Genomic DNA, 26,245 nt, shown 5'->3' on the forward strand with positions numbered 1-26,245 from the left:
GGATTGACTGATGAGCACCAGAACGGAAACCGAGTCCGAGCCCGCGAAGCCCAGGGCAGCGCGTGCCGGCACAACCGGCGCTGGTTCGCTGCCCACAGCCCCGTGCAGCGTGGTCTGGAGCAAGGGCCACGCCTACGTGCTCGAAGGTTTCCGCGCCCGCTGGGTCGGCGTCGACGACCGCGGTCGTCCGCAAGCACTCAGCGGCGACGAACTGCAACGCCGCGGCTGGAGCCGCACCCGCGCCCACTAACCCCCGCGCGTGTCCAACCCCCAGAACGCGCGTGTCCAACGCTCAGAACACCCGAGTTGAACGCTCAGAACGCGTGAGTCGAACGCTCGGGTCGCGTGAGTCGAACGTTCAGGACACCCGAGTTCAACGCTCAGGACACGCGAGTCCTCAGGCCGGCCACAGCGAGTCGGCCATCGGGGCACGTCGGGCGGCCTCTAGAGTTCGTGCGTGCCGCGCGATCCAGCCGACCGGCTGCTGACCATCCCGAACGCGCTCAGCGTGTTGCGGCTGCTCGGCGTGCCCCTGTTCCTGTACCTGCTGCTCGGCCCGGAGGCCGACGGCTGGGCGCTGGTCATCCTGGTCGCCGCGGGCCTGTCCGACTGGCTGGACGGCAAGATCGCCCGCTGGCTGGACCAGGCCAGCAAACTCGGCGCCCTGCTCGACCCGGCCGCCGACCGGCTCTACATCCTCGCCACCCTGCTCGCCTTCGTCGTGCGCGGCATCGTGCCCTGGTGGGTGGCGGTGGTGCTGGTCGTCCGCGAGGTCGTGGTCGGCGCCTGCCTGCCAGTGCTCCGGGCCCGCGGCTACGGCCCGTTCGAGGTCAACTACCTCGGCAAGGCCGCCACGTTCAACCTGCTCTACGCGTTCCCCATGCTCCTGCTCGCCCAGGGCACCTCCACGGCCGCGCAGATCGCCCGTCCGGTGGCCTACGCGTTCATGATCTGGGGCGGCGCCCTCTACCTGTGGTCGGGCGTGCTGTACGTCTACCAGTTCACCCTCGCGTTGCGTCGACGGCCGGGGGTCGCGCCCGCTTGAACGACGACGTGGGAAGATCCGGCAGCGAAGATCCACCGTCATTGAAGGAGCACACCGCGGTGATTCCCGAGGAGCTCAAGTACACCGAGGAACATGAGTGGGTGCTGCGCACTGGTGAGGACACCGTGCGCGTGGGCATCACCGACTACGCCCAGGAGCAGCTCGGCGACGTCGTGTTCGTCCAGCTCCCCGAGCTCGGCGAACAGGTCGCGGCCGGCCAGACGCTGGGTGAGGTGGAGTCCACCAAAAGCGTGTCGGACATTTACGCTCCGCTCGCCGGTGAGGTCATCACGCGCAACGACTCGTTGGACCAACAGCCCGACCTGGTGAACTCGGACCCGTACGGCGAGGGGTGGATGGTGGAATTGAGGCTGGACGACCCGACTGCGGTCGACGACCTGCTCGACGCCGCCGCGTACCAGGAGCTGGCGGCGGCGGAGTGACGTCGATCTTCCGGCGGCTCTTCGGTCGGTGGGGGAGCCGCTCCTCAGACAAGGGTTCGGGCACGGTAGGTTCTAACGAACTCGACGCTTCCAGCAGCAGGAGGAGAGCTCAGGTGAGCACGAACGACGGGCCAGGCGTTCCGCCCGAGCAGTCCCCGGAGCGGACCTCCGTTTTCCGGGCCGACTTCCTCGCCGAGGTCGAGGGCGCCGAGGCGCCCGCCCAGGAGCCGGCCGTCGCCGGTGTCGACGCGCTGCCGGCCGGATCGGCCCTGCTCGTGGTCAAGCGTGGCCCCAACGCGGGGTCGAGGTTCCTGCTGGACCGCGACACGACCAGCGCCGGGCGGCACCCCGACAGCGACATCTTCCTCGACGACGTGACGGTCTCCCGCCGGCACGCCGAGTTCCGCCGCGAGGGCGGCGAGTTCGTGGTCATCGACGTGGGCAGCCTCAACGGCACCTACGTCAACCGCGAGCCCGTCGACCAGGCGGTGCTGGCCAACGGCGACGAGGTGCAGATCGGCAAGTTCCGCCTGGTGTTCCTGACCGGTCCGGGCGCCGGGGGCCAGGGGGCCTGAGCGATGGGGCTCCGGTGACGGCGGCCGGGCGGCCACGCGGGGGGTTGAGCATCGGGGCGGTGCTGGCGCAGCTCCGATCCGATTTCCCCGACGTCACAATCTCGAAAATCCGGTTCCTGGAGTCGGAGGGGTTGGTCCGCCCGGCGCGCACGGCCTCGGGGTACCGCCAGTTCACCTCGGCGGACGTCGAGCGCCTGCGGTACATCCTGGCCGCGCAGCGGGACAGGTACCTGCCGCTGAAGGTCATCAAGGAGCAGTTGGACGCGGCCGACCAGAGCGCGGCCAAGGCGTTGCGCGCGGTCGACCTCACCCCGGCCGGCGGGCACCGGGTCACCCGCGCGGACCTGCTGGCGCGGGCGGGCATCGAGCCCGGTGTGCTGGCCGACCTGGAGCAACACGGCCTGATCAGGGCCGGTGCGGGCGGGTTGTACGACCACGAGGCGGTGCAGATCGCCTCGACCGTGCGGGCGATGGTCGAGCACGGGTTGGAGGCGCGTCACCTGCGCCCGTTCCGTGCCGCCGCGGACCGCGAGGTCGGGCTGGTGGAGCAGGTCGTCGGCGCGCTGCACCGGCAGCGCGACCGGGCCCGAGCCGACGAAGTCGTGCGGGAGTTGGCGGCGCTGTCGGTAACCCTGCACACACTGCTGGTGAAGGTCGGACTGCGAGATATCGCAGGTGGCCGCGTTTCGCCGAGGTGAACACGTGTCCGCATCGTGATGCGGAGGTGGCCGGCGGTTGCGCAGACAGCCCGCTTGGCGGGTAGCGTCGAAGGGGTACGTGGGGGATCCTCGTAGGTAGCGGGGACGCCAGAATTTCAGCGCGCTGAGGGAGGCGAGACCCGATGAGCGAAATGCGCGTCGTCGGCGTGCGGGTGGAACTGCCCGCCAACCAGCCGATCCTGCTGCTGCGTGAAACCGAGGGCGACCGGTACCTGCCGATCTGGATCGGATCGGTCGAGGCCACGGCGATCGCGTTGGAGCAGCAAGGTGTCCGTCCTGCCCGGCCGTTGACCCACGACCTGCTCAAGGACGTGATCGGCGCCCTCGGCCGGCAGCTGGAGCAGGTGCGGATCACCGACCTGCAAGAAGGCACGTACTTCGCGGAACTCGTGTTCGACGGTGACATCCGGGTATCCGCGCGGCCCAGCGATTCCGTGGCGTTGGCGCTGCGGATCGGTGTGCCGATCCACGCCGAGGAGTCGGTGCTGGCGGAGGCGGGCCTCATCATCCCGGACGAGCAGGAGGACGAGGTCGAGAAGTTCCGCGAGTTCCTCGACTCCGTCTCGCCGGAAGACTTCCGCGGCGCCGACACGTAGGTAGCGACTGCCCGCCGTCGAGGTCGGGCGGCCGTGTGCCCTCGTGGGCACGTGCGGTCGGGTCGTGCTGGAAAAAGGGTCCCGTGAGGGGGCCCTGCTTCGTCCTGTGGGCGATGTGGTCCGGACGCCCGCGAGTTCCCATCTCCGGCCCGGCCTGCCGGCCGTGAATCCGGTCCGCCGAGCCTGGAGCCGGCTTTGCAGGGGTCCCCTCCAAGGGGACCCCTGATTTGATTCTGCCGCAGGGGTCCGACAGTCCGGGGTCGCCGGAGGCGGGCCTGTGGACAACTGCCGACGCCGGGTGCTGGATAACTGCCGCGAACCGGTCGGGCGACACCTGCGAGGGGCCGGAACGTCGGCCGCGCGCCATGGACGGCCCCTCGCAAGCGTGTGCGCTGCGTTGTGGATCAACGCGGCGTGCCACCCCCCCGGTGTCACACGTATGGGTTGCACAACGTCAACGATGATCCGCTAAACGATTACTAAACGTCACCCGAATGGCTTACGTCGGGCGACTCTCTCAACGTCAACCTGAGGTTTAGGTGAGATGCGTCCCGCGCGTCGCGTTGACCTGCCCCCTAGGCGGTCTTACCGTCGAACTCAGGTGAATTGCCAAGGTGTGATTCGGACACCGAGGCGGCTTCACGTTGGTCGCCGGTCGTCGTGACCGGACCGAGGGGAGGCAGGCGTGGTCGAGGAAGCGCCCATCCGGGCCGGATTCGGCGAACAGGGTGAACTGTTCCCGGACTCCTCGCTGCCGGACGAACTCGTCGGGTACCGCGGCCCCGCCGCGTGCCAGATCGCGGGGATCACCTACCGCCAGCTGGACTACTGGGCACGCACGGGGCTGGTCAACCCGACCATAAGGAGTGCCCACGGCTCAGGCAGCCAACGGCTCTACTCGTTCAAGGACATCCTGGTCCTCAAGGTCGTCAAGAGGCTCCTGGACACCGGTGTCTCGTTGCAGAACATCCGAGTCGCGGTCGACCACCTGCGCCGCCGCGGCGTGCAGGACCTGGCCCGGATCACGCTGTTCAGCGATGGCACCACGGTCTACGAGTGCACCTCGCCGGAGGAGGTCGTCGACCTGCTCCAAGGCGGCCAGGGTGTGTTCGGCATCGCGGTGAGCGGCGCGATGCGGGAGATCAGCGGCACCATCCACGAGTTCCCCGCCGAACGCGCGGACGGCGCCGAGATCGTGGAGTCGGCCGACGACGAGCTGTCCCGTCGCCGCCGCACCCGGGCGATCGGCTGACCCACGGCCGGACCCCACGGCCGGCCCACGGCTGACCCCACGGCCGGCACCGGACGTGAACACCCGGCCGGCGCACTGAGATCCACGTCGCGCCGGCGATACCGCCGGTGCGTCGGCCGGGTACGATTTCGCACGTAGTCGCTTTATCCCGCGCGGGAGAGTCCGAGTCGTGCAGTCTCGGCGCCGAAGGAGCAAATCCTCCCCGGAACCTCTCAGGCGCAAGGACCGCGCGGGTGAGACGCCTCTGGAAAGCGGGTCGGCCACACCCGGTCGACCCCGCCGACGGTGCAAGCCCGGACAGCCGGGTGAAGCTCTCAGGCGCCCGACGACGGGCAGAAGACAGAGGGGGAGGGCAACGGCAGAAGTGTGCCCGTAGCCCGCCCTGGAGGCGCATCAATGACGCAGGACCGCATCCCCCTCGCCGCACTCGAGCACGGCACCCCCTTCGCCGACCGGCACGTGGGCCCGCGGCCCGCCGAGCTGGCGCGCATCCTCGACGTCATCGGCGTCGGCTCCCTGGAGGAGTTGGCGCAACGCGCCGTGCCCGAGTCGATCCGCGAGCGCGACCTGGTGCTGGACCTGCCGTCGCCCGCCACCGAGACCGAGGCTCTGGCCGAACTGCGCGTCCTCGCCGGCCGCAACCGCCCGATGACCCAGATGATCGGCCTCGGCTACTACGGCACCACCACCCCGCCGGTGATCCGCCGCAACGTGCTGGAGAGCCCGGCCTGGTACACCGCGTACACGCCGTACCAGCCGGAGATCTCCCAGGGCCGTCTCGAAGCCCTGCTCAACTTCCAGACCATGGTCGGCGACCTGACCGGCCTGCCGCTGGCGAACGCGTCGATGCTGGACGAGTCCACCGCCGCCGCCGAGGCGATGACCCTGGTCCGCCGCGCGAGCCGGTCGAAGTCGACGAAGTTCGTGGTGGACGTGGACACGCTGCCGCAGACCCTGGCCGTCATCGAGACCCGCGCCGAGCCGCTGGGCATCGAGATCGTCACCGCCGACCTGTCCCAGGGCCTGGAAGGGCTCGGCCTGGGCGGCGACTACTTCGGCGTGCTGCTGTCGTACCCCGGCGCGTCCGGCGTGGTCCGCGACCACGCGGGGGTGATCGAGGAGATCCACAAGGCCGGCGCGCAGGCCGTGGTCGCGGCCGACCTGCTGTCGTTGACGCTGCTGCGCCCGCCCGGCGAGATCGGCGCGGACGTCGTCGTCGGCACCACCCAGCGGTTCGGTGTGCCGATCGGGTTCGGCGGTCCGCACGCGGGGTACATGGCCGTGCGGCAGGGCCTGGAGCGGCAGTTGCCCGGACGGCTGGTCGGCGTGTCCGTGGACGCGGACGGCTCACTGGCCTACCGCCTCGCACTGCAGACGCGTGAGCAGCACATCCGCCGGGAGAAGGCGACCAGCAACATCTGCACCGCGCAGGTCCTGCTCGCGGTGATCGCCTCCATGTACGCGGTCTACCACGGCCCGGAGGGGCTGAAGGCGATCGCGACCCGCGCCCACCGGATGGCGACCGTGCTGGCCGCGGGCCTGCTGGAGGCGGGTGTCGAGGTCGTGCACGGCGAGTTCTTCGACACCGTGCAGGCGCGCGTCGAGGGCCGTGCCGCCGACGTCGTCTCCGCCGCGCGCGACCTGGGCGTGAACCTGTGGCAGGTGGACGCCGACGTGGTCTCCATCGCGTGCGACGAGACCACCGCCCGCGACCACCTGGAACTGGTGTGGAAGGCGTTCGGCGTGACCGTCGCCGACGTGGACGGCCTGGACGCCGACACCGCCGACGGCATCCCCGGCGACCTGCGCCGCACCAGCGACTACCTGACCCACCCGGTGTTCCACTCGCACCGCTCCGAGACCGCGCTGCTGCGCTACCTGCGCGCGTTGTCGGACAAGGACGTGGCGCTGGACCGCAGCATGATCCCGCTGGGCTCGTGCACGATGAAGCTCAACGCCACGGCCGAGATGGAGCCCATCACCTGGCCGGAGTTCGCCGACCTGCACCCGTTCTCGCCGCCGTCGGACGCCGAGGGGCTGCTGACCATCGTCGGCGACCTGGAGCGGTGGCTGGCTGACCTGACCGGGTACGACGCGGTGTCGTTGCAGCCCAACGCGGGCAGCCAGGGCGAGTTCGCCGGTCTGCTGGCGATCCGCGCGTACCACCGCGCCAACGGCGACGCGGACCGCGACGTGTGCCTGATCCCGTCCAGCGCGCACGGCACCAACGCCGCGTCCGCGGTGATGGCCGGGATGCGGGTCGTGGTCGTCAAGTGCGACGAGCACGGCAACGTGGACCTCTCGCACTTGCGCGCGACGATCGAGGCGCACCGCGACGACCTGGCCGCGATCATGATCACCTACCCGTCGACGCACGGCGTGTACGAGGACACCGTGCGCGAGGTGTGCGGGCTGGTGCACGACGCCGGTGGCCAGGTGTACGTGGACGGCGCGAACCTCAACGCGCTGATCGGGCTGGCCCAGTACGGCAAGTTCGGGTCGGACGTGTCGCACCTGAACCTGCACAAGACGTTCTGCATCCCGCACGGCGGCGGCGGCCCCGGTGTGGGGCCGATCGGCGTGCGGTCGCACCTGGCGCCGTTCCTGCCCAACCACCCGCTCCAGCCGCTGGCCGGTCCGGCTTCCGGTGTCGGCCCGATCAGCGCCGCGCCGTGGGGTTCGGCGTCGATCCTGCCGATCTCGTGGGCGTACGTGCGGATGATGGGCGCGGACGGCCTGCGCCGGGCGACGCTGACCGCGGTGGCGGCGGCGAACTACGTGGCGCGCCGGTTGGACGAGCACTTCCCGGTGCTCTACACCGGCGAGGGCGGGTTCGTGGCCCACGAGTGCATCCTGGACCTGCGGCCGATCACCAAGGCGACCGGTGTGACGGTGGACGACGTGGCGAAGCGGTTGGCGGACTACGGTCTGCACGCGCCGACCATGTCGTTCCCGGTGGCGGGGACGCTCATGGTGGAGCCGACGGAGAGCGAGGACCTGGCCGAGATCGACCGGTTCATCGACGCGATGATCGCGATCCGGCACGAGATCGACCGTGTCGGGTCGGGTGAGTGGCCGGTGGACGACAACCCGCTGCGCAACGCACCGCACACGGCGGCGTCGATCGCGACCGAGTGGAACCACCCGTACAGCCGCGAGGTGGCGGTCTTCCCGGCGGGCACCTCGGCGCCGAAGATCTGGCCCCCGGTGCGCCGCATCGACGGTGCCAAGGGCGACCGCAACCTGGTCTGCTCCTGCCCGCCGGTCTCCGCCTACGGCGGCTGATCGGCACAGCTCGCCCCGGAACCCTGGCCGTGACGCTCGCGGCCAGGGTTCCGTGCTGTCCGCTCATTCGTGATCAGGTGATCTCGTAGTCCAGCTCGAACCGCCCCGGTTCGCCCTGGGCCCAGGTGATGCGGCCGGTGCCGGTGAGGCCGGTCAGGTCGTCGGTGGCGGAGACGACGGTGAAGGTGGCGTCGGCTACGCCGTCCCGGTAGCCGCCGGTGTGGTGGAGGACGAAGGTGCCCTTGCGGCCGTCGAGGGTGCCGGTGACGAGCTCGTAGGCGATCGAGGTGCACGAATCGTCGTCCGGGTACGACATGACGAAACGCATGTCGCCCACGGCTTCCAGAGCTCCGCTGTACGCGACGGTCATGGCGCCGGTCGTCTGCTTCGGGCCGGTGACCTCGTCGTAGCGCTTGCCGTCCCAGGTGTGTTCGTCCCAGCTCTTCATTTCCGCGCCGGCGGTGGCGTGCGTGGTGGTCATGGGCGGAATCGTGCCGGGCATACCTGACAGGTGCTGTCAGGATGGCCGGATGCGTGCCAGTCGGTTGTTGTCCCTGCTGCTCCTGCTCCAGTCCCGCGGACGGATGACGGCGCAGGAGTTGGCGGACGAGCTGGAAGTGTCCGTCCGCACGGTCTACCGGGACGTCGAAGCGCTCGGCGCGTCCGGTGTCCCGGTGTACGCCGACCGCGGGCCGGCGGGCGGTTACCGGCTGGTCGACGGCTACCGCACCAGGCTCACCGGGCTGACCACCGAGGAGGCCGACTCGCTGTTCCTCGCCGGTATGCCGGGTCCGGCCGCCGAGCTGGGGTTGGGCGCGGTGGTGGCTGCGGCGCAGCTCAAGGTGCTCGCCGCCCTGCCGCCGGAGCTGCGGTCGCGGGCCGCGAGGGTGCGGGAGAGGTTCCACCTGGACGCGCCGGGGTGGTTCCGCGGCAACGAGGGAACGCCGCACGTGGCCGAGATCGCGGAAGCCGTGTGGCAGCAGCGCCGCCTGCGCATCCGGTACCTGCGGTGGGCGCAGGTCGAGGTGGAGCGGACGGTCGAGCCGCTCGGTCTCGTGCTCAAGGCCGGCACCTGGTACCTGGTCGCGCGCACCGACGACCTGCGCACGTACCGGGTCTCGCGGGTGTTGGAGCTGACCGCGCTGGACGAGCCGTTCGACCGGCCGGACGGGTTCGACCTGGCCGAGTACTGGGCGGGCTGGTCGGAGCGGTTCGAGGAGCGCATGTACCCGATGCGGGTGACGGTCCGGATGACGCCGAGCGGGCTCAGGAGCGCCAAGGTGCTGCTCAGCCTCGTCGCGGCCCGCGAGCTCAAGGACGTCGAGCCCGACGGCGACTGGACGACCGTGCGCGTGCCGGTCGAGTCGTTGGACCACGCCTTGGTCGACCTGCTCCGCCTCGGCCCGGAGGTCGAAGTGCTGGAACCACCGGAGCTGCGGGAGCGGGTCATCGCCAGGATCGCCGCAATGGGCGCCGTCTACCAGCGGTGAACGTGCTACGGTTACACGTGTAAGAGAATTCTTACACGTGAAGGAGCGTCATGACGGCCACCGGACCGACCGGCGACGAGCTGGTCGAGGTGCTGGCCGCGCTGGCCAACCCGCTGCGGCTGCGCATCGTGGCCACCCTGGCGGGCGGGCGCGACTACGTCAGCCACCTCGCCCGCGTGATCGGGGTGAGCCGGCCGCTGCTCCACATGCACCTGCAACGGCTGGAGGCGGCCGGTCTGGTCGTCGGCAGCCTGGAGCTGTCCGAGGACGGCAAAGCCATGAAGTACTTCGAGATCGCGGACTTCGACTTCACCCTGACCCCGTCGGCGCTGGCCGAGGCCGTCCTGACCCTGACCACACCGGACCCGCAGCGAGGTCCGGCGCGCGAGGAGCGTTCGTAATGGATTTCAGCGAGATCACCTGGCCCGGCGCGATCCTCGCCGTCGGTGTCCTGTTCCTGGCTCTGGTCTTCGTGATGTTCCTGATCAGCAGCTTCCTGGACACGCGCAAGTCGAAGACCAACGCCGAGCAGGCCGAGGGGCTGCGACAGCTCGTGCGCCGCTACGAACAACTGGCCGAGAACACCCTCGACGTGCAGCAGCGCACCGCCGCGGACCTGGCGGACCTGCGCACCCGCACCGCGTCCGTCGAGCACATCCTCAGAACGGTGGAGTGACCATGAAGGCGATCGTGCAGGACATGTACGGCGATCCGGACGTGCTGGAGTTCCGGGAGGTCGACCGGCCCGAGCCGGGCGAGCGGCAGGTGCTGGTGCGCGTGCACGCGGCGGGGGTGAACATCGCCGACTGGTTCATCATGACCGGCACCCCGTACTTCCTGCGCCTGGCGGGCTTCGGGCTGCGCACGCCGAAGCGGACCACCCCCGGCACGGACGTGGCCGGTGTCGTGGAGGCCGTCGGCGGTGGGGTCACCCGGTTCAAGCCCGGTGACGAGGTGTTCGGCGAGGGCAAGGCGACGTTCGCCGAGTACGCGTGCGCGGACGAGGACGACCTGGTCGCCAAGCCGGCGGGCGTGACGTTCGAGGAGGCCGCGGGCCTGCCGCTGGCCGGGATCACCGCGTTGCAGGGCGTGCGCGACGCGGCAAAGCTGACCGCGGGGCAACGGCTGCTGGTCAACGGCTCGTCCGGGGGCGTCGGCCACTTCGCCGTGCAGATCGCGAAGTCGATGGGCGCGGAGGTGACCGCGGTGTGCGGCCCGAACAACGTCGAGCTGGTGCGGGAACTGGGCGCGGACCACGTCGTGGACTACTCGCGCGAGGACTTCACCCGCACCTCGGAGCGGTACGACGCGATCCTCGACCACATCATGAACCACCCGTTCTCGGTGTTGTTGCGGCTGCTCACGCCCACCGGTGCGCTCATGCCGAATAGCGGCAACGGCGGCAAGTGGCTGGGTGGGGGCCGGCACCGGCTCAAGGCCGAAGTGATCCGGCCGTTCACGCGCCGCCGGATGGCGCCGTTCCTCGGCAAGACCACCCGCGCCGACCTGGAAGAACTGGCCCGCCTGGCGGAGTCCGGGCAACTCAGGACCGTCGTCGGCCACACGTACCCGTTGAGCGACACCGCGCGGGCGATCCAGCACGTCGCCGGCGGTCACGCACGCGGCAAGGTCGTCGTGACGAGCTAGGCGTGGCGGGCCAGGCGTGGCGGGCCAGGCGTGGCGGGCTAGGTGGCCGAGAGCAGTTGGGCGAGCGCGGCGTCGATGCCGCGACCGTCCTCGACCACCGACAACGTGCCACCGGTGGAGCGGGCCAGTTCGGTCAACGGTTCGCGTTCCGGGTCGGGGCCGATCGCGATGACGCTGATCACGATGTCCTTGCCGGGCTGCTTGGCCGACGCCAGCCGCGAGGTCAGCTCCTCGAACGTCAGCCCGCCGTCGTTCACGCCGTCGGTGAGCACCACGATCCGGTTGCGCTTGCCGTCCTGGTAGTTGGCCAACGTCTGCTGGTACAGCGCCAGCACGCTGGTGTAGAGCTGGGTCGCGCTCCGCGGTTGCAGCCCGGCCACGCCGTCCAGCAGCGCCTGCCGCTGCGCGGCGACCGGCCCGGTGGCCACGAGCTGCCGGTACGGCTTGTCGCCGTCGAGCTGCCGGGAGAACTCCCACAGCCCGAGCGATCCGGATACCGACCGGGTGACCTGCCCGGACAGCGCCTGCTTCAGCCAGTCCATCCGGCTGCGTCCGTCGCCGCCGGGTTCCTCCATCGACTTCGACGTGTCCACCAGCACGGTGACGACCTGCCCGTTGTCCGCCGTCGCCCACGCGGCCGAGATCTGCTGGGTCGTGTTGGCGTCGGCGGGCGCGAGTGTGTCGGTGACCGCGGCCCAGCGGATGCCGGGTGACGGCTTGGGCCGGTCGGTGGTGGCCTCGACCCGCAGGCCCGCGCCGGCCAGGATCTTCTGCTGGTCGTCCTCGTGCAGGAACTCCCGGAACGCCTGGGCCGCGCGCACCTGGGCCTCACCGACCCAGTCGCCCGCCAGCGGCACGAACGGGAAGTCCGCGATCGGCGTCGGCCCGCCCGCCGCCACCCCGTACAGGGGCTGCGCCGGCGGCGTGCCGCTGTCCTTGCCGGTGTTGTGCCGGTACAGGTCCACCTCGAACACCGGGACCGCGCTGAACCCGGCCGCGTTCACCGCGGTGTTCGTGCCGAGCTGGTTCAACGCCTCCCACGTGCCCACGGGCGTCTGCTCCGGCTTGGACGCGGTGAGCTTGCTCATCGTGGTCTTCACCGGGTCCAGCGCCAGCATCTCGGTGGTGACGGGTCCCTTGCCGTCGGGGCTCGCGCCGGCCAGCGCCGACTGCACGGCCATCGCGGTGGCCGCGCTCGTCGCCGGATCGGGCATGGCGACCCTGAACTGACCCCACTCGGGGTGGCCGAACCGGCCCCAGCCGTCCGCCGCGCCGGCCAGGTCGGGCAGGTCGGTCCACCGGAACCCGGAACCGGACTGCACCGCCTGCGCGGGCTCCTGGTGCAGGGCGAGCAGCACGGGACTGGTCGCGATGGACTCGGGGGCCGCGCCGAGCAGTGCGGCGTTCTGCGCGCCGAGCCGGTCGGCCCACAGCATCGAGTCGGTGACCCACGCGTGCGGGCGTTCGCCGATCTTGGCGGTGTCCCAGCCCTGGGTGAGGCCTTCGAGCACGACCCCGGAGTCGATCGACTGCACCTCGACCTGGATGCAGTGGTCGTAGACGACGGGTCGCTGCTTGCTCCACGCCTCGGCGACCTGCTTGACCGCTTCGGCGACGCTGGGCGTCGCGGCGACCCGGAGCAGCGCCTGGCCCTCGTTGCAGTCACCGGCCTGTGCGGCGGCACGGCGTTCCACGATGCCGCCGACCCAGCTCCAGCCGAGCCAACCGAGCACCACCAGGACAACAAGGCCGACAATGGCCACGGGCCACGTCGCGATGCCGCGCCGCACCTTCGTCCGCAGCGCGCGGTGTCGAGACATCGTCTTCCTCTCAGCGTCCGACCGACTACGGCTGGCGAATCCCGACCGGCGTCACGCTAACAGGTGACATCTTCAGAATGGGTGAAGTCACTCGGAGTCATCCGGCGGTGACGAGACCGGCTGACAGCACCCGGGTCAGGTCGATCAGCCGTGCCCTCAGCGGCGCGGCGGCCTCGGCGAACGCGCTCTGCTGCCGCACGTACTCGGCGCGGCCCTCGGCCGTCTCGATCGGCACCGGCCGGTAGCCCAGCGCCGCCAGGTCGTACGGGCTGGCCCGCATGTCCAGCTCGCGAATCCGCAACGCCAGCTCGAAGCAGTCCGCGACCAGCTCGGACGGGGTGGCCGGGTCGAGCTTGTAGGACCACTTGAACAGGTCCATGTTGGCGTGCAGGCAGCCCGGCTGCTCCAGCTCCGCCTGCGTCTCGCGGGTCGGCTGGAGCGCGTTGTGCGGCCTCGCTTGAGGCGTGAAGAAGCGGAACGCGTCGAAGTGCCCGCACTGCACCCGCTGCGACTCCACCACCTGGTCGGTGCCGGTGCTGCCCAGGCGCAGCGGCCACGCGTTGTGCCGCACCTGCTCGGGCTGCTGCCGGTAGACCATCGCCCACTCGTGCAAGCCGAAGCAGCCCAGCCGGGGCGCGCGGCCGGCGGTGGCGGTGAGCAGCCTGCCCGCGAACCCGATCGTGTTGGCCCGTTCCCGCGCGAACGCCTCGACGTCCAGCGTCACGCCCTCGTCGGTGCGCTTGTAGACGGGCCACTTGAGGTAGGCGCGCGCCGCGTCGCCTTCGAGGACCACGCCGGGGCCGGGGTGCCAGCGTTCCAGCCGGGACGGGCGGTGCGAGTAGTAGCTGAACAAGAAGTCCAGCACGGGGTGCTTGAGGCCGGCGGCCTTGCGCTCGTGGTGCGGGCCGGTCCACTGCTTCACGCGGTCCGCGTGCGCGTCACGGCGCGCGGACCACTCGGCTTCGGACAAAACGACGACCCCCACGGTTGACCAGGGTACTTCGCCCCTGGCCAGGGCCGGCCCGAGCCCGGTGCGCGACGACACCTCTTCACGGCCCTCACGTCGGCTGACCGCGAGACCTGCAGCGGAGAGTCCACCCCACGCTAAAACGTTCGGCGGCGTCACGTCCTGCCGGCAGGGTGTTGACCATGTCCAGGGGGTGGGTGCGGCTACAGGCCGTCGCGGTGTCCGGTTCGGTGGCCGAAGGCCTGATGTTGTCGGTGGTGCCGTGGATCGCGGCGACGATCACCTCCGATCCGCGGCAGCTGTCGCTGGTCAACGTCGTGGGTCAGTCGCCGTGGCTGTTGTTCTCGCTGTTCGCGGGTGTGCTGATCGACCGGGTGCGGCGCAGCACGGTGCTCGCGTCGGCGTACGCGGTGCAGGGGTGCGCGGCGTTGGCGCTCGCGGTGGCGGGGGTGACGGACGCGCTGAGCCTGCCGTTGTTGGTGGTCGTGGCGTTCGTGGTGACGTCGGCGCAGGTGCTCGGTGACGGCGCGTCCGGCGCGTTGGTGCCGGAGGTGGTCGAGCCGGGGCGGCTGGCCATGGCGAACACGCGGCTGATCCTGATCGACCGGGGCGCGGTGCAGTTCGTGGTGCCGCCGGTGGCCGGGTTCCTGGTCGCGTTCGGCCTGGGCACGCCCGCGTGGGTGGCTTGCGTGGCCGCGATGGTCGCGTTCGCGCTGGTACGGGGGCTGCGGTCGGCGGCGGCGACGCCGTCGGCCAAGCACCCGTTGCGGGATATCGCCGACGGGCTGAAGTTCCTGGTCGGCACGCGGCTGTTGCTGTCGATCACGATCGCGGTGGGGCTCGGGTCGTTCGCGGCGAGCGCGGCGATCGCGATGTTCGTGCTGTACGCGAAGGAGGTGCTGGGGCTCGGAGCCGTCGGCTACGGCGTGATGCTGGCGTGCTCGGCGGCCGGGTGGGTGCTGTCGTCGTTCGTGGTGAGCCGGATCGTGGGCCGGCTCGGGTACGCGTGGTCGATGCGGCTGGGGCAGGTCGGCATGGTGGTGACGGTGGCGTTGATCGCCGTGCTGCCGCCGTGGGCGTGGGCGATCGGGGTGGTGAACCTGCTCCAGTCCGCGATCGTGATGGTGTGGAACGTGTGCTCGCAGTCCAGCCGGCAGCGCTTCACCCCACCCGCGCTGCTCGGCCGGGTGCTGACCAGTCATCGGGCGCTGGCCTGGGGACTGACCCCGCTGGGTGCCCTCACCGGCGGTTTCGTGGCCGCCGGGTTCGGCCTGCGGGCGGTGTGGGTGATGGCGGCGCTGATCCAGATCGGGGCCCTGGTCACCGCGTGGCTCGGGCTGTCGCCGAAGGCGTTCCGGGAGGCGGAACTGGTCGCGGCGAACCGCTGACGCCGAGGGGCGGCGCGGGTGGTTCAGAGTGGGGGGACCAGGCCGGGGAACTTGCGGGCTCCGACGCAGTGGGGGCATTCCCGGCCGTTGTCCACGGTGCGCGGCGCGCCGCCGATCACCGCTGACGTGGGGTTGGCGATGAACCCCGCCCCGCCGCACAGGTGGCAGATGGTGCGGGGCTCGGAGGTCACGCCGAACAGGTCGTCCTCGTCCTCGACGTCGTCCTCGTCGAACCCGTCCTCCTCCTCTTGGGAGTCGAACTCGTCCTCGTCGTCGTCATCCTCATGCGGATCCACGTGACCAACCGTAGTCGGGTGGGACCGGCCACGCCCCGTCGGACCGGTCCCACCCCTGCGGTCAGGGCCGCTGCCCCGCCTGGTCCACCACGGCCTGCTCGACGGTCGCGTCGAAGTTCGTGCCGAGCAGCTCGAAGGTGGTCGCGTCGAACACGATCACCACCGGCTTGGCGTCGGGCGACGAACCCGCCGGCGTCGGCCACGTGATGCCGATCCCCGGACGTCCCGCGCCGTCCTTCGCGTCCTGCACCACGCTCAGCCCCGGCACGCGCGCCGCCGCCTCGTACAGCGCGGCCCTGGTCTGCTGCGGCAGGTAGGCCTCCTGGACCAGCGCCAGCACGTCCTTGCCGCGCGCGTTGACGCTGCCCGGCGCACCGCTGGCGTTCGCGTCGAGGTAGGCCAGCATCCCGTCCACGTCGGTCGGCAGGTCCGACCGGTACGCGGGCCGCGGCTCGCACAGCTCGGTACCCAGCACCTGCCCGGGCACCTTGAACACGTCCCGCTGCCCGTTCTCGCACCCCGGCAGCGGAATGTCGCCGCCGGGGTCGCGCAGCAGGCCGTCCCGGGTGCCGTCGACCGACAGCCAGATCTCCCGCTCCGCGCCGTCACCGAGCTTGCTGCGGGTGTAGACGAACTGGTCCGGCCGCGGCGGGGCGGACGGGTCGGTACGGGCCGTCTCGGCGGCATAACCGAGCAGCCGCACCGCGTCCAGGACCGGCGTGACCTCGGCCGGCGACGAAGCCTGCGAGGAAGTCGACGTGGCCACCGCCTGACCACCGGAGGGCGGCCGGCCCGACGGCAGCAACGTGATCGTCGCCGCGACGGCCGCCGCGAGGCCGACCACGGACGCGCCGACCAGCGTGTACCGGGACCGCCGCTTGCGCAGCCGCACCGGCCCCCGCTCGGCGATCCCGGCCAGGAACACGGCCCGTGCGGGCGCCAACGCCGCCTGGTCCGGCAAGGGCGTCTCGTCGCCCAGTTCGCGCACCAACTGCAGGTCATCCATTGTTCAGCAACTCCTCGACGTCGGTGGGGTTCTGCTCGCCCAGCGCATGCCTGACCTTGCGGCGGGCCCGGTTCAACCGGGACCGCACGGTGCCGACCGGGATCGCCAGCGCCGACGCGACTTCCTCGTAGCTCAGCTGCTCCCAGGCGATCAGCAGCAGCACGTCCCGGTCCTCGGCGGACAGCCCGCCCAGCGCGCCGGCCAGCATCGACCGCATGGCCTGGGCGGTCACCTCGGCGGCGACGCGGTCGGCGTGGTCGGCGTGGTCCTGCTCGGCGACGACCGCCGCCTCGCCGGACCCGTACCGGCGGGCCTCCTGCCTGCGGTGCTGTGCGACGAGGTTCGTGGCGATGCCGTACAGCCACGGCCGGGCGTCCGGGCGGGCCCGGTCGTAGCGGTGCCGCTTGTCGAACGCGGTGAGGAACGTCTCGGCCACGAGGTCGTCCGCGACCTGCGGGCCGAGCCTGCGCGCCAGGTACCGCTGGATGTGCGGCGCGTGCCGGTCGAAGATCGCCGCGAACACGTCGGGCTGCTGCCCGGACCGTTCGATGATCTCGGCGTCGGTCGGTGTCATGGTGGCCTTTCCGGATGCCTCCGGTCGGAGGGCGGTCACCTGTTGTCCACCGATGGGCGCGATCGGGTTCACGGGTGTGAGCGGAAGTTGACCGGTGTGTGAGGACCCCTGCGGTAGCAATGACACCCGTAGCGGATCAGGGGGAGCAAGTGACCAAGGTGAACGCAGTGCAACGCGGGCGTCCCGTCGGCGCGGCCGAGGGCCGGATCCTCACCACGCCGGTGGGGCTGGCGTTCCCGCGTGACGTCACGTTCGAGTCGTGGGAGCAGGCGGGGCAGCGGATCTCCCGCATCGTCAGCTCGTCGGCGTGGTACTTGGGGGACTGGCTCGTCTTCGGCCAGGACAAGTACACCGACCGGTACCGTCGGGCGGTCGAAGCGGTGGGGCTCGACTACCAGACGCTGCGCAACTACGCGTGGATCTCGCGCAAGTTCGAGCCGTCCCGGCGCCGCTCGGGGCTGCCGTTCCAGCACCACGCGGAGGTCGCGGCGCTGCCGCCGGCCCAGCAGGACGAGTGGTTGGACCGGGCGGAGCGGGAGGGCTGGTCGCGGACGGTGCTGCGGCAGGCGTTGCGGGAGAGCCGGGACCCCGGCTCGAAGGTGTTCCGCGCGGTGATGCCGCGGGTGAGCGCGGCCAGTGAGGTGGTGGACCGGTGGCGGCGGGCCGCGATGGCCGCCGACGCCGACTTCGAGGCGTGGATCGTGGCGGCCCTCGACCGCGCCGCCGACCGGGACCTGGAGCTGGTCAGCGTGCCGCCGCCGGCGGTGTCGGCCGCGCCCGCCGACCGGGAACGGGAGCGGGGGCGGGGGCTGGTTGGCCTGCCCGCCGTGCGGCCGGCGTCGTGATGCGCTGACCGCGGTCGTCGTGAGGCGGGTGTCGCGATGACACCCGCCTCACGACGTTCACAGCTCGCGCCGCACGTGGGTGCCGTCACGGACGGTGCCGACGTACTCCTCGACCAGGTCCTCCAGCGCCACCAGGCCGTGCACCGCGCCGTCGGCGGACACGGCCTGCGCCAGGTGGCTCTGCGAACGCCGCAACGCCGCCACCGCGTCGTCCAGGCTCGCGTCCACCGGCACCCGCGGCAGGCCGCGCACCCGGCTCGGCGGCACGCGCGTGGACGGGGCGGCGTCGGCCAGGTCCAGCACGTCCTTGACGTGCAGGTACCCGATCAGCCGGTCGTCCTCGCGGACCGGGAAGCGGGAGAAGCCGGTGGCCGACACGGCGGCCTCCACCTCACCCATGGTGGGCAGCACGGACACCGACGTGATCCGGTCCAACGGCACCAGCACGTCGGCCACGGTCCGCTCGGCCGACGACAGCGTCTGCGCCAGCCGCCGGTGCTCGGAGTCCTCCAGCAGGCCCTCCTGCCGCGACTGCCCGATCAGCAGGGCCAGCTCGTCGCGCGTGTACGCGGACTCCAGCTCGTCCCTCGGCGTCACGCCCATGAGCCGCAGCACCGCCGTCGACGCCACGGTGAACCCGCGCAGCAGCGGCGCGACCAGGCGGCAGAACCACAGGTGCGCGGGCACCAGCAGCAGCGCGGTGCGCTCCGGCCCGGCGATGGCCAGGTTCTTCGGCACCATCTCGCCCAGCACGGTGTGCAGCGCCACCACGATGATCAGCGCCAACGCGAACGCCACACCGTGCAGCACCGCGTCCGGCACGCCGATGCCGTGGAACGGCGCCTCCAGCACCGCCGCCACCGCGGGCTCGCCCAACGCGCCCAGACCCAGTGAGCACAGCGTGATGCCGAGCTGCGCGCCGGCGATCATCAGCGGCAGCTCGCGGCCCGCCTTGATCACCGTGCGGGCCCGGCTGCTGCCCCGCTCGGCCAGCGCCTCCAGCCGGTCGCGGCGGGCGGTGATGATGGCGAACTCGGCGCCGACGAAGAACGCGTTGCCCGCCAACAGCAACAGGATCACCAGGACGCTCACCGCGCCACCCCCGTCGGGTCGACCGCGGGATCGACCCGGGCCACCCGCAGCTCGGCCACCCGGTGCCGGTCCATCTGCACCACGGTGATCCGCCAGTCGTCCACCCGGATCTCGTCACCCGCGTCGGGGATGCGGCCCAGCCGGGCCAGCACCAGCCCGGCCACGGTCTCGTAGTCGCCCTCGGGCATCCGGAACCCGGTCGCCTCGGCGATCTCGTCGTCCCTCAGCAGCCCGGACACCAGCCACGCCTCGCCGCCCAGCCGCCGCACCGGCGAGGTCTCCCGCCGGTCGTGCTCGTCGCGCACGTCGCCGACGATCTCCTCGACCAGGTCCTCCAACGTGACCAGGCCCGCTGTGCCGCCGTACTCGTCCACGACCAGGGCGGTCTGCAGGCCGGAGGCGCGCAGCCGGTCCAGCAGCGCGTCGCCCTCCAACGTCGCGGGCACCGTCTGCACCGGCCTGGTCAGCGCCGACACCGGCGTGGTCGCCCGCTGCGACCGGGGCACCCCGAACGCCTGCTTGACGTGCACGATGCCGCGCACCTCGTCCAGGTCGCCGTGGTAGACCGGGAACCGGGAGAACCCCGTCTCCCGCGCCTTGGCCACCAGGTCCAGCACGGTCGCGTCCGCGCGCAGCGACTCGACCCGCACGCGCGGGGTCATCAGCTCCTCGGCGGTGCGGTCGCCGAACCGCAGCGAGCGGTCCAGCAGGGTCGCGGTGCCGGGGTCGAGGGTGCCCTGCTCGGCGCTGGAGCGGATCAACGCGCCCAGCTCCTGCGGCGACCGGGCCGACGCCAGCTCCTCGGCCGGCTCCACGCCGAGCCTGCGCACCAGCCAGTTCGCGGTGCCGTTCAGGCCGGTGATCAGCCACCGGAACACGGCGGAGAACCCGGCCTGCACGCCCGCGACGGCCCGTGCCGTCTCCAGCGGCCTGGCGATGGCCAGGTTCTTCGGCACCAGCTCGCCGAACACCATCGACAGCGCCGTGGCCAGCGCCAACGCGATGGTCAGCGCGATCGGACCGGCCGCCGACTCCGGCACGCCCAGACCCGTCAACGCGGGCGAGACCAGCCGGGCGATGGTGGGTTCGGCGATGTAGCCGGTGATCAGCGTGGTGATGGTGATCGCCAGCTGCGCGCCGGAGAGCTGGAACGACAGGGACCGGTGGGCCTTGTCCACCCGCCGTGCCTTGGCGTCACCCACTTGGGCGACGTGCGACTCGACGGTGCTGCGTTCGAGGGCGGTCAGGGAGAACTCGGCTGCGACCGCGACGAACGTGCCGATGGTGAGGACCACCACGGCGACGATGCCGAGAACACTGAGAAGGACGGTCATCGGACCCACCTGTGTGGGGCCGGGAGGGGCTGGCAGCCGGGTATCGGACCCGGCTCGGTACTGCAGCCCGGGGATTGCGCGTCGCGCACGGAAGGGATCACTCCTCGGGAGGGGTGGTCGAACGGTGTCCAGAATAGAGCGTAACGGCCGGTCAGCGCAGTCCGGTACCGCTTGGTGACGAAGTGCTGGCCCGCAGCACGACCTCGCCCGCCACCCGGACCGTGCGCGGACCGGCGACCACGTCGTCCAGCACCAGCCCTGCCGCCCGCTCGCCCATGTCCTCCAGCGGCAGCCGCACCGTGCTCAGCGCGGGCACCAGGTCGCGCAGGGTGGGGATGTCGTCGAACCCGGCCACCGAGACGTCTTCGGGCACCCGCAGCCCGTGCTCCCGCAGTGCCGCCATCGCGCCCATCGCCATCACGTCGTTCACGACGAACACGCAGGTCGCGCCGGTTTTCGCGGCCACCAGGTCGGACACCGCCGCGTAGCCGCCGTCACGGGTGAAGCCGCTGCGGACGATGTTGGCCTCCGGCAGGTCCAGGCCCGCGTCGGCCAGGCCCGCCTTGAACCCGGCCACCCGGTCGCGCGCCACCAGCAGGTCCGGCGGACCGCCCAGCACGGCGAACTTCCGGTGGCCGAGCGCGGCCAGCTGACGGGCCAGCGCCCGCGCGCCGGACCGGTTCGCGGGCACCACGGTGTCCACGCCGAGCTTGGCCTGGGAGACGCACGCCACCCGGCCGCCCTGCGCGGTGAACGCGGTGATCTCCTCGGCCAGCCGCTGCGAGGAGTACCGGTCGGTGGTGCGGCTGCCCGCGATCACCACGGCCCTGGCCCGGTGCGCGCGCAGCGTGTTGACTAGCTCCACCTCGCGGCGCGGGTCGCGGCCGGTGGTGCCGAGCACCACGACCAGGCCCGCGTCCTCCGCGATCCTCGTCACACCGGCGGCGATGCTGGAGAAGTAGGGGTCGGCGATGTCGTGCACCACCAGGCCCACCAGCACGCTGGAGTTGCGGGCCAGCGCCTGCGCCGACGCGTTGGGCAGGTAGCCGAGCTCGCGCGCGGTGCCGACCACGCGTTCGCGCAGCTCTTCGCTGACCTGCCGGGTGCTGCCGTTGAGCACGCGCGACGCGGTCGCGAGCGATACGCCCGCGTGCTTCGCCACTTCGGCCAGCGTGACCTGCCGCGACGCCAACGCCGCCTCCTTGGAGTCCTGGTCGGGCTGAGTCCTGGTCGGGCGAGAGTAGCCGCCCGGGAGGTTGACGTCCGTGAGGAGCCGACCGTAGCGTGTTGGAAAGCGCTTTCCACATCACTTGAGCGGGGTGTACGCATGGCGGTGCGCACGATCGGCGTCGCGTTGAACGGGGTCACGGGACGGATGGGGTATCGGCAACACCTGGTCCGGTCGATCCTGGCCATCCGCGAGCGCGGCGGGGTCAGGATCGGTGACGACGTGCTCGTCCCCGAGCCGCTGCTGGTCGGCCGCAACGCCGCCAAGCTGAAGGAGATCGCCGAGCGGCACGACCTGCCGCGCTGGACCACCGACCTGGACGCGGCGCTGGGCGACCCGGATGTCTCCGTCTACTTCGACGGGCAGGTCACCTCGGCGCACGTGGCCGCGTTGACCAAGGCGATCGACGCGGGCAAGCACGTCTACAGCGAGAAGCCGGTCGCGGCCACCCCGGAGGAGGTGCTGGGCCTGGCCCGGCACGCCGACGCGGCGGGCGTCCGGCACGGCGTGGTCGCCGACAAGCTGTACCTGCCGGGTATGCGCAAGCTGCGGCGGCTGCTGGACGGCGGGTTCTTCGGCCGGGTGCTGTCGGTGCGCGGCGAGTTCGGCTACTGGGTGTTCGAGGGCGATTGGCAGAGCGCGCAGCGGCCGTCGTGGAACTACCGCGCCGAGGACGGCGGCGGGATCGTCGTGGACATGTTCTGCCACTGGAGCTACCTGCTGGAAGGGCTGCTCGGGCCGATCGAGGCGGTGACCGCGCGTGCGGTCACGCACATCCCGGAGCGGGTGGACGAGAACGGCACGCCGTACGCGGCGACGGCGGACGACGCGGCGTACGCGATCTTCGAGATGGCCGGCGGCGTGGTGGCGCAGGTGAACTCGTCGTGGACGACGCGGGTGAACCGCGACGAGCTGGTCGAGTTCCACGTGGACGGCACGCTGGGCAGCGCGGTGGCCGGGCTGCGCAACTGCAAGGTGCAGTCCCGGGCGATCACGCCCAAGCCGGTGTGGGACCCGGACGTGCCGTCGTCCATCGACTTCCGCTCGCAGTGGCAGGAAGTGCCGGACAACGAGGTGTTCGACAACGGGTTCATGGTGCAGTGGGAGGAGTTCCTCAAGCACGTCGCCGTCGGGGCGCCGTACTCGCACGACTTCCACTCCGGGGTGCGCACCGTGCGGCTGGCGGCCCTGGGCCTGGAGTCCTCGCGCACCGGCCGGCGGATCGAGGTGCCGGCGTGACCTCAGTGTTGTTGCCGGGCCGGGACGGTGCGTTCCGGAAGCACCGGCTGAGTGCGCCGCGGGCGTGGGAGACGGGCGCGTTCGAGTCGCGGGTCGCGTTCGCGGCGGCGCACGTGGTGGCCGACCCGTTCGGCGGCAACGGCACCGGCGCGCCCGCCGTGCTGGACTGGGACGCCACGCTCGCCTACCGGGTCCGGTTGTGGGAGCACGGTTTCGGCGTCGCCGAGGCCATGGACACCGCGCAGCGCGGCATGGGCCTGGACTGGGACACGGCGTTGGAGCTGATCCGGCGCAGCGCCGCGATCGGCGGCGGCCGGTTGTCGGCGGGCGTCGGCACCGACCACGACACCGCGGACCCGTTGACGGCGTACCGGGAGCAGTTGGCGGCCGTCGTGGAGGCGGGCGCGCAGCCGATCCTGATGTGCAGCCGGAAGTTGGCCGCCGCGGCACGCGGACCCGAGGACTACCAGAAGGTGTACGGGGCGCTGCTGGAGGAGGTCGACCAGCCGGTGATCCTGCACTGGCTGGGCACGGCGTTCGACCCGGCGTTGGAGGGCTACTGGGGTTCCTCGGACGTCGCTGTCGCCACCGGGCACTTCCTCGACCTGATCAAGGCGTACCCGGACAAGGTGGACGGGGTGAAGGTGTCGCTGCTGGACGCCGCGCACGAGGTGGAGCTGCGGCGCGCGCTGCCTCCCGGTGTGCGCTGCTACACCGGCGACGACTTCAACTACCCGGAGCTGATCGCCGGGGACTCCGTCGGGTACAGCGACGCGTTGCTGGGCATCTTCGACGCCATCGCGCCGGCCGCGTCCACCGCGTTGCGGGCGTTGGACGCCGGTGATCCGGCCCGGTACGACGAGGTGCTGGCGCCGACGGTGACGTTGTCGCGGCACCTCTTCGGGGCGCCGACGTACTACTACAAGACCGGTGTGGTGTTCCTGGCCTGGCTGGGCGGGTTCCAGGACACGTTCGGCATGGTCGGCGGGTTGCAGTCGGCCCGGGACGTGGTGCACCTCGGTGAGGCGCTGCGGTTGGCGGACCTGGCCGGGCTGCTGCCCGACCCGGACCTGGCGGCGGCGCGGTGGGGACGACTGTTGGACGTGCTGACGTGAGGCTGTCGCTGAACCAGGCCACCGTGAAGCGGGCGTCCGTGCCCGAAGTGGTCGAGGTGTGCGTGCGGAACGGGATCGCGGCGGTCGGGCTGTGGCGCGAACCGGTGGCGGAGTACGGGCTGGAGCGGACGGCGTCGTTGGTGGCGTCGGCCGGGCTGGAGGTGTCGTCGCTGTGCCGGGGCGGCTTCTTCACCGGGCTGGACCAGCGGCTGGACGACAACCGGCGGGCGATCGACGAGACCGCCGCGTTGGGCGCGCAGTGCCTGGTGCTGGTGCCCGGCGGGGTGCCGGACCGGGACCTCGTGGCCGCACGGGGGCGCGTCGCGTCGGCGTTGGAGGTGTTGGCGCCGTACGCGGCTTCGGCGGGGGTTCGGCTGGCGTTGGAGCCGATGCACCCGATGTTCTGCGCCGACCGGGGCGTGGTGTCGACGTTGGGGCAGGCGCTGGAGTTGGCCGCGCCGTACCCCTCGTCGGTTGTCGGCGTGGTGGTCGACGCCCTGCACGTGTGGTGGGACCCGGCGCTGGCGGTCGACGTGAAACGGGCCGGCGCGCGCATCCACTCCTACCAGGTGTGCGACTGGGTGACCCCGCTGCCGGCCGACGTGCTGCTGGGCCGCGGGCTGCCCGGTGACGGGCACATCGACCTGGTCGGGCTGACCGCGCTCGTCGCGGACGCCGGGTACGCCGGGTTCGTCGAGGTCGAGGTGTTCAACGAGGAGGTGTGGGCGCGGCCGGCCGACTCGGTCGCGGCGGACCTGGTGCGGCGGCACGCCACGGGCTGGGAGCCGGTCGTGGACGGCGGCCACGACCGGCTCCCAGCCCTGCCCTAGCGGGGCAGCTCCCGGCCCGCGGCGAGCAGGCGCAGCGTGCTCACGGACGGCACCAGCGCGTACAGCGCGCCGGTGGTCTTCGTGAATCGGGCGAAGGTCAGGCGGACGCCGTCCACGGTTGCTCTGCCGTGGCCGCCGATGACCGGATCGGTGCCCGTGGGCGCGCCACGCTCGCCCGCCGCGAAGTCCGGGTTGCCCGCCCACGCCTGTTGGACGAACTCGAACTGCTCCGCCAGCGACGTGCAGTGGGCCACGAACACCAGGCCCCGCTCACCGTCGTGGGTGGGGCCGAACGGGATGCCCCGGCGCAGGAGGCGGTGCTGCCGGGGCGTCCGGTGGGCGAACGACCTCGGGTTGGTCTTGCGGATGTGCGCCGGGCACGGTGTCGTCACGCCGGCCGGGTCGTCGGAGTAGTCGAAGTCGTTGCGGTCCGGGCCCAGGTTGCGCGCGTTGGCCAGCGGTCGGCCGTCCTTGTGGCGGCCGATCAGCTTCGCGCCCATCTCCACCGGGGTGGTGTCGGCGTGTTTCGCGTGCTCCTCGACGGCCCGGTTCCAGCCTTCGACGTCCTGGGTGAGGCGGCGGATCACCTGGATCGAGCCGTCGGTCAGCCACGCGGCGGTCTTCGGCCGGTCGGACTCGGTCGGGTAGCCGAACACGAACTCGCCCGGGTTGACCAGCAGCGCGCCCGCGTGGCCCAGGCGGTGGCCGGGCTTGTCCCGGTCCTCCCGGTGGAAGTACCGGACGCCGGGCTGCGAGATGCCGTCCTTGTAGCCGAAGTGCTCGTGGCCGCGTTGGCCGCCGGGGAGCGTGTCGGCCTGCTGCTCGTGGACCACCGTGACGCCGAGGAGGGTGTCGAGGAGGTCGAGTGTCTGCCCGGTGCTCGCGAGGCGGGCCGTCGAGTCGGACGCGACCGTCACCACGGCGTGGATGTGCTGGTCTTCCCGGCCGAACAGCCAGTGGTGAGGTGCGGAGTCTCCGGTGTCGCCGTTGGCCCGCGCCGCTTGTTCGGCGGTGTGCGGGAAGTGGTCTTCGAGGTCCTGCCTCGTCGCGTCCGGGTTGACGCTCAGCGCGACGATGCCCTCGGGGGTGAGGGACACGTTCGTCCAGGTGGCCTTCAGGCTGGTCGGGTCGTTGCCGAACATCGCCCGGCCGAGGGAGAAGGCCTCGTTGAAGTCCTCGACGTCGGCGGTGACACCGATGTGGCCCAGCATCGCCGCCAACCACGTCCGCCCCAACCTGACGTCGGTGAACCGGACGAACCGGAACTGCTGGTGGTCCTTGTTGAACGCGGCCAGCACGTTGCCCTGGATCTCACGCGACCCCCGCAACGGCGGCCGCACACTCTGCCGTTCGGCGTGCAAGTGCAGCAACTCGGTCACACCTTCACCCCCCTGCCCTAAAAGAGCATCACCGTCCGCTCCGGATACGTCGCCGTGCGTCGGAACCGACCCGGCGTCGG

27 protein-coding genes and 1 riboswitch are annotated in these 26,245 nt (G+C 71.6%); of the genes, 17 read left to right on the forward strand and 10 right to left on the reverse strand.

Going from position 1 to position 26,245, the window contains the following annotated elements:
* The first annotated feature begins 10 nt into the window (after positions 1–10).
* From ALI22I_RS16780 to gcvP, 8 genes are all read left to right on the forward strand, one after another.
* Positions 11–250: a hypothetical protein gene (locus ALI22I_RS16780; protein WP_077006435.1), complete on the forward strand. Its 240-nt coding sequence runs from the start codon at positions 11–13 to the stop codon at positions 248–250.
* 207 nt (positions 251–457) lie between these two features.
* Complete coding sequence (locus tag ALI22I_RS16785; protein WP_077006436.1) at positions 458–1,045, forward strand: CDP-alcohol phosphatidyltransferase family protein; 588 nt, start codon at positions 458–460, stop codon at positions 1,043–1,045.
* Between the two features lie 59 nt (positions 1,046–1,104).
* The gene (gene gcvH / locus ALI22I_RS16790; RefSeq protein ID WP_077006535.1) at positions 1,105–1,488 is read left to right on the forward strand and encodes a glycine cleavage system protein GcvH; all 384 of its coding nucleotides are present in this window, start codon (positions 1,105–1,107) and stop codon (positions 1,486–1,488) included.
* A gap of 113 nt (positions 1,489–1,601) precedes the next feature.
* Positions 1,602–2,063: a glycogen accumulation regulator GarA gene (gene garA, locus ALI22I_RS16795; protein WP_033427969.1), complete on the forward strand. Its 462-nt coding sequence runs from the start codon at positions 1,602–1,604 to the stop codon at positions 2,061–2,063.
* 14 nt (positions 2,064–2,077) lie between these two features.
* Positions 2,078–2,761 (forward strand): transcriptional regulator FtsR, encoded by a 684-nt coding sequence (ftsR, locus tag ALI22I_RS16800; RefSeq protein WP_077006437.1) that lies wholly within the window; start codon positions 2,078–2,080, stop codon positions 2,759–2,761.
* Positions 2,762–2,904: 143 nt separating this feature from the next.
* Complete coding sequence (locus ALI22I_RS16805) at positions 2,905–3,378, forward strand: bifunctional nuclease family protein (RefSeq protein ID WP_077006438.1); 474 nt, start codon at positions 2,905–2,907, stop codon at positions 3,376–3,378.
* Positions 3,379–4,063: 685 nt separating this feature from the next.
* The gene (locus tag ALI22I_RS16810) at positions 4,064–4,630 is read left to right on the forward strand and encodes a MerR family transcriptional regulator (RefSeq protein ID WP_077006439.1); all 567 of its coding nucleotides are present in this window, start codon (positions 4,064–4,066) and stop codon (positions 4,628–4,630) included.
* Between the two features lie 143 nt (positions 4,631–4,773).
* Positions 4,774–4,868, forward strand: a riboswitch (glycine riboswitch).
* A 158-nt stretch (positions 4,869–5,026) separates the two neighbouring features.
* Entirely contained in the window at positions 5,027–7,915 is a 2,889-nt protein-coding gene (gene gcvP, locus ALI22I_RS16815; protein WP_077006440.1) for an aminomethyl-transferring glycine dehydrogenase, read from the forward strand.
* A 73-nt stretch (positions 7,916–7,988) separates the two neighbouring features.
* Here gcvP and ALI22I_RS16820 read toward each other — a convergent pair whose 3' ends face one another.
* A complete protein-coding gene (locus tag ALI22I_RS16820; protein WP_077006441.1) occupies positions 7,989–8,396 on the reverse strand; it encodes a DUF3224 domain-containing protein in 408 nt (135 codons plus the stop codon).
* Between the two features lie 49 nt (positions 8,397–8,445).
* On the opposite strand from ALI22I_RS16820, the gene ALI22I_RS16825 reads away from it, so the two are divergent.
* From ALI22I_RS16825 to ALI22I_RS16840, 4 genes are read left to right on the forward strand one after another with little or no spacing between them, the layout of a single operon-like run.
* Positions 8,446–9,405, forward strand: coding sequence for a helix-turn-helix transcriptional regulator (locus tag ALI22I_RS16825; protein ID WP_077006442.1), 960 nt, complete (start codon positions 8,446–8,448; stop codon positions 9,403–9,405).
* Between the two features lie 50 nt (positions 9,406–9,455).
* Positions 9,456–9,806, forward strand: a complete 351-nt coding sequence (locus ALI22I_RS16830; protein ID WP_077006443.1) for an ArsR/SmtB family transcription factor — start codon at positions 9,456–9,458, stop codon at positions 9,804–9,806.
* Positions 9,806–10,081 carry a hypothetical protein gene (locus ALI22I_RS16835; protein ID WP_077006444.1) on the forward strand — a complete coding sequence of 92 codons (276 nt, stop codon included), beginning with the start codon at positions 9,806–9,808 and terminating at the stop codon, positions 10,079–10,081. The genes ALI22I_RS16830 and ALI22I_RS16835 overlap by 1 nt, the downstream gene beginning before the upstream one ends.
* A gap of 2 nt (positions 10,082–10,083) precedes the next feature.
* Positions 10,084–11,052 carry an NAD(P)-dependent alcohol dehydrogenase gene (locus tag ALI22I_RS16840; protein ID WP_077006445.1) on the forward strand — a complete coding sequence of 323 codons (969 nt, stop codon included), beginning with the start codon at positions 10,084–10,086 and terminating at the stop codon, positions 11,050–11,052.
* A gap of 38 nt (positions 11,053–11,090) precedes the next feature.
* Here ALI22I_RS16840 and ALI22I_RS16845 read toward each other — a convergent pair whose 3' ends face one another.
* On the reverse strand, positions 11,091–12,872 hold the full coding sequence (locus ALI22I_RS16845; protein ID WP_077006446.1) for a substrate-binding domain-containing protein: 1,782 nt from the start codon (positions 12,870–12,872) through the stop codon (positions 11,091–11,093).
* 97 nt (positions 12,873–12,969) lie between these two features.
* A complete protein-coding gene (locus ALI22I_RS16850) occupies positions 12,970–13,857 on the reverse strand; it encodes a 3-methyladenine DNA glycosylase (RefSeq protein WP_077006447.1) in 888 nt (295 codons plus the stop codon).
* Between the two features lie 164 nt (positions 13,858–14,021).
* Here ALI22I_RS16850 and ALI22I_RS16855 point away from each other — a divergent pair, with 164 nt between their 5' ends.
* Complete coding sequence (locus ALI22I_RS16855) at positions 14,022–15,227, forward strand: MFS transporter (RefSeq protein WP_077006536.1); 1,206 nt, start codon at positions 14,022–14,024, stop codon at positions 15,225–15,227.
* 23 nt (positions 15,228–15,250) lie between these two features.
* Here ALI22I_RS16855 and ALI22I_RS50895 read toward each other — a convergent pair whose 3' ends face one another.
* The 3 genes from ALI22I_RS50895 to ALI22I_RS16870 all read right to left on the reverse strand — a co-directional run bounded on the left by ALI22I_RS50895 (position 15,251) and on the right by ALI22I_RS16870 (position 17,103).
* Positions 15,251–15,523: a hypothetical protein gene (locus ALI22I_RS50895; protein WP_077006448.1), complete on the reverse strand. Its 273-nt coding sequence runs from the start codon at positions 15,521–15,523 to the stop codon at positions 15,251–15,253.
* Positions 15,524–15,584: 61 nt separating this feature from the next.
* On the reverse strand, positions 15,585–16,529 hold the full coding sequence (locus ALI22I_RS16865) for a CU044_5270 family protein (RefSeq protein WP_077006449.1): 945 nt from the start codon (positions 16,527–16,529) through the stop codon (positions 15,585–15,587).
* Positions 16,522–17,103: an RNA polymerase sigma factor gene (locus tag ALI22I_RS16870; protein ID WP_077006537.1), complete on the reverse strand. Its 582-nt coding sequence runs from the start codon at positions 17,101–17,103 to the stop codon at positions 16,522–16,524. Before ALI22I_RS16870 ends, ALI22I_RS16865 begins: the two co-directional genes overlap by 8 nt.
* A 149-nt stretch (positions 17,104–17,252) precedes the next feature.
* On the opposite strand from ALI22I_RS16870, the gene ALI22I_RS16875 reads away from it, so the two are divergent.
* Positions 17,253–17,948: an LmbU family transcriptional regulator gene (locus ALI22I_RS16875; protein ID WP_077006450.1), complete on the forward strand. Its 696-nt coding sequence runs from the start codon at positions 17,253–17,255 to the stop codon at positions 17,946–17,948.
* Positions 17,949–18,005: 57 nt separating this feature from the next.
* On the opposite strand, the gene ALI22I_RS16880 is transcribed toward ALI22I_RS16875, so the two are convergent.
* The 3 genes from ALI22I_RS16880 to ALI22I_RS16890 form a co-directional block, all read right to left on the reverse strand.
* Complete coding sequence (locus tag ALI22I_RS16880; protein WP_077006451.1) at positions 18,006–19,040, reverse strand: hemolysin family protein; 1,035 nt, start codon at positions 19,038–19,040, stop codon at positions 18,006–18,008.
* On the reverse strand, positions 19,037–20,374 hold the full coding sequence (locus tag ALI22I_RS16885) for a hemolysin family protein (RefSeq protein ID WP_077006452.1): 1,338 nt from the start codon (positions 20,372–20,374) through the stop codon (positions 19,037–19,039). Before ALI22I_RS16885 ends, ALI22I_RS16880 begins: the two co-directional genes overlap by 4 nt.
* Positions 20,375–20,525: 151 nt before the next feature.
* Positions 20,526–21,566: a LacI family DNA-binding transcriptional regulator gene (locus ALI22I_RS16890; RefSeq protein WP_077006453.1), complete on the reverse strand. Its 1,041-nt coding sequence runs from the start codon at positions 21,564–21,566 to the stop codon at positions 20,526–20,528.
* A gap of 135 nt (positions 21,567–21,701) precedes the next feature.
* On the opposite strand from ALI22I_RS16890, the gene ALI22I_RS16895 reads away from it, so the two are divergent.
* From ALI22I_RS16895 to ALI22I_RS16905, 3 genes are read left to right on the forward strand one after another with little or no spacing between them, the layout of a single operon-like run.
* Positions 21,702–22,841 carry a Gfo/Idh/MocA family protein gene (locus ALI22I_RS16895; RefSeq protein WP_077006454.1) on the forward strand — a complete coding sequence of 380 codons (1,140 nt, stop codon included), beginning with the start codon at positions 21,702–21,704 and terminating at the stop codon, positions 22,839–22,841.
* Positions 22,838–23,956: a dihydrodipicolinate synthase family protein gene (locus tag ALI22I_RS16900; protein ID WP_077006455.1), complete on the forward strand. Its 1,119-nt coding sequence runs from the start codon at positions 22,838–22,840 to the stop codon at positions 23,954–23,956. The genes ALI22I_RS16895 and ALI22I_RS16900 overlap by 4 nt, the downstream gene beginning before the upstream one ends.
* Entirely contained in the window at positions 23,953–24,786 is an 834-nt protein-coding gene (locus ALI22I_RS16905; RefSeq protein ID WP_077006456.1) for a sugar phosphate isomerase/epimerase family protein, read from the forward strand. The genes ALI22I_RS16900 and ALI22I_RS16905 overlap by 4 nt, the downstream gene beginning before the upstream one ends.
* Here ALI22I_RS16905 and ALI22I_RS16910 read toward each other — a convergent pair.
* Positions 24,783–26,165 carry a Dyp-type peroxidase gene (locus ALI22I_RS16910; RefSeq protein ID WP_077006457.1) on the reverse strand — a complete coding sequence of 461 codons (1,383 nt, stop codon included), beginning with the start codon at positions 26,163–26,165 and terminating at the stop codon, positions 24,783–24,785. The genes ALI22I_RS16905 and ALI22I_RS16910 overlap by 4 nt on opposite strands.
* Between the last annotated feature and the right edge of the window lie 80 nt (positions 26,166–26,245).

The organism is Saccharothrix sp. ALI-22-I (assembly GCF_001984175.1).
GTDB lineage: Bacteria > Actinomycetota > Actinomycetes > Mycobacteriales > Pseudonocardiaceae > Actinosynnema.